Here is a 943-nt window from a genome sequence, read left to right on the forward strand (position 1 = left end):
CTGGTGATCGCGGCGACGTTGCTGGATCTGAAGGCCGCCCGCCTGCTGCCGTCAGGTGACGTCGAGGACGAGGACGACCTCGCTCTTCTGGAAGCGCGGGACCTGCTGTTCGCGCGGTTGCTGCAGTACCGCGCCTACAAGCAGGTCGCGGCCCTGTTCGCCGAGCTGGAGCAGGGCGCTTACCGGCGCTATCCGCGTTCGGTGTCGCTGGAGCCGCGCTTCGAGGGTCTGTTGCCCGAGGTGATGCTCGGGGTGACGCCGCACAAGTTCGCCCTGATCGCGGCGGCCGCATTCCGGCCCAAGGAGAAGCGGACGCTCTCGGTCGCGCACATCCACCAGCACCGGGTGTCGATCCGCGAGACCGCGGACGAACTGCGCGCGATGCTGATCGAGCGGGGCACGGCGTCGTTCTCGGAGATCGTCGCCGACTGCACAGAGACCATGGAGGTCGTGGCGCGGTTCCTGGCGCTGCTGGAGCTGTACCGGGAGAAGTCGCTGGCCTTCGAGCAGGAGGACCCGCTCGGTCCGCTGCAGGTGACGTGGGTCGGTGGGACGTTGGAGGAAGCAAAGGCGCAGGCACACGCCGGCGACGAGGATGAGGACTACGGCGGATGAGCGAGCCACTGGTCGGGCCGGACGCGGCGGACATCGAGAACCCAGGGCCCGCGTTCGACGGGGGAGAGCCCGCTGAAGTCGACCCGGAGGGCGCGCGGGTCCCCCCGGTTTCCAGTCTATCGGGCGACACCGACGAAAACGGCACGTCAGAGGCCGAGGCTGTGGACAACTCCGGCGCCGAGCCCGAAGCTGCCGAGCCCGAAGCTGCCGAGCCCGAAGCTGCCGAGGTCGTGGAGGCCGAGGCTGCGGAGTCGGCCGAGTCCGTGGAACCCGAGCCCGAGACCGACCCCGAGACCGCCCCCGAGCCCGAGCCCGAGCCCGAGCCCGA

Annotated in this window: 2 protein-coding genes; both read left to right on the forward strand. The window is 70.1% G+C overall.

The features are described from left to right. Positions 1–615: segregation and condensation protein A (locus FXN61_RS49670; RefSeq protein WP_167980669.1), on the forward strand; the 615-nt coding region annotated here is incomplete at its 5' end. After that, a partial coding sequence (locus FXN61_RS49675) for a hypothetical protein (RefSeq protein WP_376770837.1) occupies positions 612–943 on the forward strand: 332 nt, incomplete at its 3' end. The genes FXN61_RS49670 and FXN61_RS49675, both read left to right, overlap by 4 nt.

It is taken from the genome of Lentzea indica (assembly GCF_012184385.1).
GTDB classification, from domain to species: Bacteria; Actinomycetota; Actinomycetes; order Mycobacteriales; family Pseudonocardiaceae; genus Lentzea; species Lentzea indica.